Here is a 7,163-nt window from a genome sequence, read left to right on the forward strand (position 1 = left end):
GTCCTGTCGTCCGCGGGGAGGTCCGGGGCGCGGTCGCGGACAGGACACAATGGGCGCATGACTTCGCTCGCCCACCCGCAGCTGCGTTTCACGCCCACCGTGGCGGACCCCTCCGGCCCCCGGGAGCTGGTGATCCTGGGTTCCACCGGTTCGATCGGCACCCAGGCCATCGACGTGGTGCTCCGCAACCCGGACCGCTTCCGGGTGGTCGCCCTGTCGGCGGCAGGCGGGCGGGTGGAGCTGCTGGCCGAGCAGGCGCTGCGGCTGGGCGTGCACACCGTGGCGGTGGCCGATCCGGCGGCCGAGCCGGCGCTGCGCGAGGCGCTGGCCGCGAAGGCGGCGGGTCGTCCGCTGCCGGCCGTGCTGGCGGGGCCGGACGCGGCGACCGAGCTGGCCGCGATGGAGTGCCACTCGGTGCTGAACGGCATCACCGGCTCGATCGGGCTGCGGCCGACGCTGGCCGCGCTGGCGGCCGGCCGAGTGCTGGTGCTGGCCAACAAGGAGTCGCTGATCGTCGGTGGTCCGCTGGTGAAGGCGGTGGCGAAGCCGGGCCAGATCGTGCCGGTGGACTCCGAGCACGCCGCGCTGTTCCAGGCGCTGGCCGGCGGGACCCGCGCCGAGGTGCGCAAGCTGGTGGTCACCGCGAGCGGCGGTCCGTTCCGCGACCGGACCCGTGAGCAGCTGGCCGGGGTGACCCCGCAGGACGCGCTGGCGCACCCGACCTGGGCGATGGGCCCGGTCGTCACGATCAACTCGGCCACCCTGGTCAACAAGGGCCTGGAGGTGATCGAGGCGCACCTGCTGTACGACGTGCCGTTCGACCGGATCGAGGTCGTGGTCCACCCGCAGTCGGTGGTGCACTCGATGGTGGAGTTCACCGACGGTTCGACCCTGGCGCAGGCCAGCCCGCCGGACATGCGGATGCCGATCGCGCTGGGGATCGGCTGGCCGGACCGGGTGCCGGACTCCGCCCCCGCCTGCGACTGGACGAAGGCCGCCACCTGGGAGTTCTTCCCGCTGGACAACGAGGCCTTCCCGGCGGTCGAGCTGGCCCGTGAGGTGGGCACCCTGGGCGGTACGGCGCCGGCGGTGTTCAACGCGGCGAACGAGGAGTGCGTGGAGGCCTTCCTGAAGGGCCGCCTCCCTTTCACCGGAATCGTGGACACTGTTGCCAAGGTGGTCGCCGAGCACGGACAGCGCGACGGCGGGCCGGCCGCGTCGGGAACTTCCCTGACGGTGGAGGACGTCCTGCACGCGGAGGACTGGGCGCGCGCCCGGGCCCGCGAGCTGGCGGCAGGCTGACGGCCTCGAACGCGGTACGACGAGACGATGAGCGGAGCGGCATGACGGAGGACCAGCGGTGGCAACGGTTTTGACGGTGGTCGGCATCCTGGTCTTCGTCCTCGGGCTGTTGATCTCGATCGCCTGGCACGAACTCGGTCACCTGTCCACGGCCAAGCTGTTCGGCATCCGGGTGCCCCAGTACATGGTCGGCTTCGGCCCGACCCTCTGGTCGCGGCGCAAGGGCGAGACCGAGTACGGCATCAAGGCGATCCCGTTCGGCGGGTACATCCGGATGATCGGGATGTTCCCGCCGGGCGAGGACGGCCGGATCACCAAGCGGAGCAGCTCGCCCTGGCGCGCCATGATCGAGGACGCCCGCGAGGCCTCCTACGAGGAGCTCCAGGAGGGTGACGAGCACCGGCTCTTCTACACCCGCAAGCCCTGGAAGCGGATCATCGTCATGTTCGCCGGGCCGTTCATGAACCTGATCCTGGCGTTCGGGCTGTTCCTGACCGTCATGATGGGCTTCGGCGTCTCCATGAACGTGCCGACGGTCAGCACCGTCGCGCAGTGCGTCGTCAAGGCCGGCCAGCCCACCGACAGCTGCCCGGAGGGCGCCCCGCAGACCCCGGCCGCCCAGGCCGGACTGAAGGCCGGGGACCGGATCGTCGCCTTCGACGGCGACCGGATCCGGACGTACGACCAGCTCCAGGCGGACATCCGCAAGTCGGCCGGGAGGACCGTCGACGTCCTGGTCGAGCGGGACGGGCAGCAGCTCACCCTCAAGCCGACCATCGCGGTCAACGACGTGCAGAAGTACGACGGCAACAAGGTCCCGATCAAGGGCCAGACCGTCAAGGCCGGGTTCCTGGGATTCACTCCCGCGAGTGGCGTCGTCCGACTGGACTTCGGGCAGTCCGTCGACCGGATGTACGACATGGCCGAGGGCGGGGTGAAGTCGCTGATCGCGCTGCCCGGCAAGATCCCCGGGCTGTGGAACGCCGTCGTCGGCGACGCCCCGCGCGATCCGGACTCGCCGATCGGCATGGTCGGCGCCGCCCGGGTCAGCGGCGAGGTGTTCTCGCTCGACATCCCCGGCACCCAGCGGATCGCGTTCTTCGTGAACCTGCTGGCCGGCATCAACCTGTCGCTCTTCCTCTTCAACATGCTGCCGCTGCTCCCGCTGGACGGCGGGCACGTCGCCGGGGCCGTCTGGGAGTCGGTCCGGCGCCGGCTCGCGCGCCTGTTCAAGCGGCCCGACCCGGGACCGTTCGACGTCGCCAAGCTGATGCCGGTGGCGTACGTGGTGGCCGGCATCTTCATCTGCTTCACGGTGCTGGTGATGGTCGCCGACCTGGTGAACCCGGTGAAGATCAGCTAGGGCGTTCGGGTACGGCGGGTGTGCTGGGGCCCGTTGCCGTGCCGTACCGTGGAGGCCGGGTGCGCGATCGTCAGCGCGCCCGGCCTCGGCCGTCGCTACGGCCGGGCGGTCGACCACACCTCTACCCCGGGGAACCCTGCGCACATGACCGCGATCTCGCTCGGTATTCCGTCCCTGCCGCTCAAGCCGCTCGCCAAGCGTCGTTACTCCCGGCAGATCATGGTCGGCAACGTGCCGGTCGGCGGCGACGCGCCCGTCTCGGTGCAGTCGATGACCACCACGGTGACTGCGGACATCAACGCCACGCTGCAGCAGATCGCGGAGCTCACCGCGTCCGGCTGCCAGATCGTCCGGGTCGCCTGCCCCTCGCAGGACGACGCCGACGCGCTGCCGATCATCGCCAAGAAGTCGAAGATCCCGGTCATCGCCGACATCCACTTCCAGCCGAAGTACGTCTTCGCCGCGATCGACGCCGGCTGCGCGGCGGTCCGCGTCAACCCGGGCAACATCAAGGCCTTCGACGACAAGGTCGGCGAGATCGCCAAGGCCGCGAAGGACGCGGGCGTGCCGATCCGGATCGGCGTCAACGCCGGCTCGCTTGACAAGCGCCTGCTGGAGAAGTACGGCCGGGCCACCCCGGAGGCGCTGGTCGAGTCCGCGCTGTGGGAGTGCTCGCTGTTCGAGGAGCACGACTTCCGCGACATCAAGATCTCCGTCAAGCACAACGACCCGGTCGTGATGATCAACGCCTACCGCCAGCTCGCCGCCGCCTGCGACTACCCGCTGCACCTCGGCGTGACCGAGGCCGGGCCGGCCTTCCAGGGCACCATCAAGTCGGCGGTCGCCTTCGGCGCGCTGCTCTCCGAGGGCATCGGCGACACCATCCGGGTCTCGCTGTCCGCCCCGCCGGCCGAGGAGATCAAGGTCGGCAACCAGATCCTGGAGTCGCTCGGACTGCGCGAGCGCGGCCTGGAGATCGTCTCCTGCCCGTCCTGCGGCCGCGCCCAGGTGGACGTCTACAAGCTCGCCGAGGAGGTCACCGCCGGCCTGGAGGGCATGGAGGTGCCGCTGCGGGTGGCCGTCATGGGCTGCGTCGTGAACGGGCCGGGCGAGGCCCGCGAGGCCGACCTGGGCGTCGCCTCCGGCAACGGCAAGGGGCAGATCTTCGTCAAGGGCGAGGTCATCAAGACCGTGCCCGAGTCCAAGATCGTCGAGACCCTGATCGAGGAGGCGCTGAAGCTCGCCGAGCAGATGCAGGAGGCCGGCGTCGAGGCGGGGGCGCCGACGGTCGTCGCGGGGGAGTGACCCCCCGTCGCGGGCCCTGCTGACGCGGGCCCGCGACGACGGCGTGGGAAGCCCGCGATGACGCGGGCCCGCGGCGGCGCGGGGAGGAGCCCGCGCCGGCGGGGGAGAAGCTCGCGTGAAGTTTTCCGGAAGCGGGGCCGTCCGTTCGCGGACGGCCCCGCAGCCGTAGCCGGGTGGGGCCACGGAGTAGGGTGCGGCCAGAGTCGTCTCAGTGAGGTGCTGTCTCGATGCTCGATCGAGGTGTGATGCTCCCGAGCTCCTTCCAGGCCGCCCGGGCCCTGGCCACCACCCGCGTGCTGGAGCCGCCCGACCTCGCGGACGCCCTGGAGATCCTCCACCGCGACCCGGTCTCCAACGCCTTCGTCGCGACCCGGGTCGAGGCCGTCGGGCTGGACCCGTGGCGGCTCGGCGGTGAGATGTGGGGCTGGTACGACGGGGACGGCGTCCTCGACGCGCTCTGCTACGCCGGCGCGAACCTCGTCCTGGTCGACGCCGGGCCGGAGGCGGTCGCGGCGTTCGCCGAGCGGGCCCGCCGACAGGGGCGGCGCTGCTCCTCGATCGTCGGGCCGGCCGAGTCCACCGCGGCGTTCTGGGCGCTGCTGGAGCGGAGTTGGGGGCCGGCCCGGGAGGTGCGGGGCCACCAGCCGCTGATGGCCACCTCGATGCCGTCGGCGGAGATCGCGCCCGATCCGCTGGTGCGGAGGGTGCGGCGCAACGAGGTCGAGACGCTGATGCCGGCGTGCGTGGCGATGTTCACCGAGGAGGTCGGGGTGTCGCCGCTGGCCGGGGACGGCGGGCTCCTCTACCAGGCGCGGGTGGCCGAACTCGTCTCCACCGGGCGGTCGTTCGCGCGGTTCGGGGAGGACGGGGAGGTCGTCTTCAAGGCCGAGATCGGGGCCGTGACGGAGGGGGCCTGCCAGATCCAGGGGGTCTGGGTCGCGCCGGAGCACCGGGGGCGCGGGCTGTCCGAGACCGGGATGGCGGCGGTCCTGGACATCGCGCTGCGGGAGGTGGCGCCGGTGGTGTCGCTCTACGTCAACGACTTCAACCTGCGGGCGCGGGCGGCGTACCGGCGGGTGGGGTTCCGGGAGGTCGGGGCGTTCATGAGCGTGTTGTTCTGAGGGTCGGTTCTGCTGGTCGGGAGGGGCCGGTTCCCATGGTTGGGAGGGGCCGGTTCCCATGGTTGGGAGGGCCCGGTTCCGTTGGTTCGGAGGGGGCGGCTCTTCTGGTTCGGACGGGCCGGCTCCGGTGGTTCGGCGGGCCCGGTTGGGAGGGGCCGTCGTCGGGTTGGGATCTTCGGCCGCGGGGGAGGGCCGCTGGTAGTAACGTCCGGAGCATGGATCAGCTGACCGGGGTGACGATCGAGGCCATCGACCTTGCGGCCTGGGCGCCGCAGGCGCTGGAGGTCCAGGCGGTGGCGTTCGGGCTCACGCCCGAGGAGGTCGCGGTACGGCTGCACATCGTCGGGCGGCACGCCCAGCAGCCGGGGGTGATCGCCTTCGGGGCGATGAGCGGCGGGCGGCTGGTCGGGTTCGGGTACGGGATGCCCAACCAGCGCGAGCACTGGTGGAGCACGGTGATCGAGCCGTACCTCAGCGCCGGGGGGTACGGGGACTGGCTGGACGGGGTCTTCGCCGTCACGGAGTTGCACGTGCTGCCGGAGTTCCAGGGGCAGGGGATCGGCTCGCGGATCATCCGGACGCTGTGCGAACGCTCGGGGCTGGACCGGAGCATCCTGTCGGCGATCGACGCGGAGACGCCGGCTCGGCGGCTGTACCGGGCGCTGGGGTACCGGGATCTGGCGCGGGCGGTGCGGTTCCCGGCGACGGACCGGCTGTACGCGGTGATGGGGGCTCGGCTGCCGTTGCGGGGGGCGGGGGGCTGAGGCTGCCCGATTCGGGGGTCCGGGGGTTCGCGGGTTCTGGGTGGGGGTCCGGGGTTCGCGGGTTCTGGGTGGGGGTCCGGGGTTCGCGGGTTCTGGGTGGGGGGCCGGGGGTGGGGCGGGGGTCACAGGCTGGTGGCGAGTTCGAGGTGGAGCTCGGCGTCTGCGGTGCGGTTGGCGGTGAGGGCGCGGAGGGCCAGGTCGACGGCGCGGAACAGGGCCCAGCCGCGGAGGCGGTCGTGGTCCACGTCGAGGGCGTCGGAGAGCTGGTGGAGGCGGCGGCGGAGAGCGGCCGGTACGCCGGGGGAGCCGAGCAGGGTGTCCGCGCGGTCCAGGACGAGGCGGGCGAGGTCGTAGGCGCGCTCGCCGACCAGCGGGCGCGGGTCGATGGCCAGCCAGGGGGCGCGGTAGGCGGCGAGCACGTTGCCGTGGTGGAAGTCGCCGTGGAGGAGGAAGGCCTCGTCACCGGAGTCACTGAGGCTCCGGGCGGTCTCCAGGGCCTCGGTGATCAGCGGCTGGGCCGCGGTGGCGGCGGGGTGGGAGCGGTGTTCCTCGACGCGGGCGGTGGTCGCGGACACCTGCTGGGCGACGGTGGGGAAGGGGTGCGCACCCGGGAGCTCCACCCAGAGCCGGTGCAGCAGGCTGGTGGCCTCCAGCATGGCCTTGGACTCGGCGAGGGACCGTAGCGGGATCTCGCCGTGGAGGCGTTCCAGGAGCAGGACGCCCTGGGCGGGGTCGGCGGCCAGGAGCAGGACGGCTCCCCGGCCGGCCCAGTGGGTGAGGGCGGCGTGCTCGTGGGCGGTCTCGGGGGTGACCAGGCCGGTCTTGAGGACGGCCGGCGAGAGGTCGTCTCGGTGGACGTACGCGATCAGGCTGAGACTGCCGCCCGGGTCGAGGACGCGCTCCAGGGTGAGGTCCCAGGCGTCGAGGTGGGCGGCCGCGATGGTGGGGAGGGCGGCGAGCCACTCGCGGGCGGCTTCGCCGTGGGTGGCGGTGACGGTCGTCGTCAGCCAGGTGGGGACGGTGAGGGTGGGGTGGGCTCCCGACATGGGTCCATTGTGGGGGTTGTGTGGGTGGGGTGGGGGGTTTCGGGGGGTGGGGTTCCGCTGCGCGGGGGTGGTGTGTGGGTGGGTGCTCTCGGGAGGGTGGGTGCCGGGGCGGCTCCGGGGGTGGCCGCTCCGAGGGGCTGGGTGATTTTCAGACTGCCGACTCTGGCCTGCGGGGGTTGGGCGTCGTTGGCAGTCTGAAAATCACCCGCAACGCCCCTCTCCGGGCCACCCCCTGCGCCGCCCCTTCCGCAGCGCGTCCCTC

At 72.3% G+C, this 7,163-nt stretch carries 6 protein-coding genes; 5 read left to right on the forward strand and 1 reads right to left on the reverse strand.

From position 1 onward, the window contains the following. The first annotated feature begins 57 nt into the window (after positions 1-57). From dxr to ACZ6Y7_RS37485, 5 genes are all read left to right on the forward strand, one after another. Positions 58-1,302: a 1-deoxy-D-xylulose-5-phosphate reductoisomerase gene (gene dxr, locus ACZ6Y7_RS37465; RefSeq protein ID WP_465762452.1), complete on the forward strand. Its 1,245-nt coding sequence runs from the start codon at positions 58-60 to the stop codon at positions 1,300-1,302. Positions 1,303-1,360: 58 nt separating this feature from the next. Next, positions 1,361-2,665, forward strand: a complete 1,305-nt coding sequence (locus tag ACZ6Y7_RS37470; RefSeq protein ID WP_465762453.1) for a M50 family metallopeptidase — start codon at positions 1,361-1,363, stop codon at positions 2,663-2,665. A 144-nt stretch (positions 2,666-2,809) separates the two neighbouring features. Further along, positions 2,810-3,970, forward strand: coding sequence for a flavodoxin-dependent (E)-4-hydroxy-3-methylbut-2-enyl-diphosphate synthase (gene ispG / locus ACZ6Y7_RS37475; RefSeq protein ID WP_402226596.1), 1,161 nt, complete (start codon positions 2,810-2,812; stop codon positions 3,968-3,970). A 245-nt stretch (positions 3,971-4,215) separates the two neighbouring features. Then, positions 4,216-5,091 (forward strand): GNAT family N-acetyltransferase, encoded by an 876-nt coding sequence (locus tag ACZ6Y7_RS37480; RefSeq protein ID WP_465762457.1) that lies wholly within the window; start codon positions 4,216-4,218, stop codon positions 5,089-5,091. Positions 5,092-5,306: 215 nt separating this feature from the next. Then, positions 5,307-5,855 (forward strand): GNAT family N-acetyltransferase, encoded by a 549-nt coding sequence (locus ACZ6Y7_RS37485; protein WP_465762454.1) that lies wholly within the window; start codon positions 5,307-5,309, stop codon positions 5,853-5,855. Positions 5,856-5,977: 122 nt separating this feature from the next. Here the strand turns inward: ACZ6Y7_RS37485 and ACZ6Y7_RS37490 are convergent, their stop codons facing one another. Further along, entirely contained in the window at positions 5,978-6,901 is a 924-nt protein-coding gene (locus ACZ6Y7_RS37490; protein WP_465762455.1) for an aminoglycoside phosphotransferase family protein, read from the reverse strand. Between the last annotated feature and the right edge of the window lie 262 nt (positions 6,902-7,163).

It is taken from the genome of Kitasatospora sp. NPDC053308, assembly GCF_055585785.1.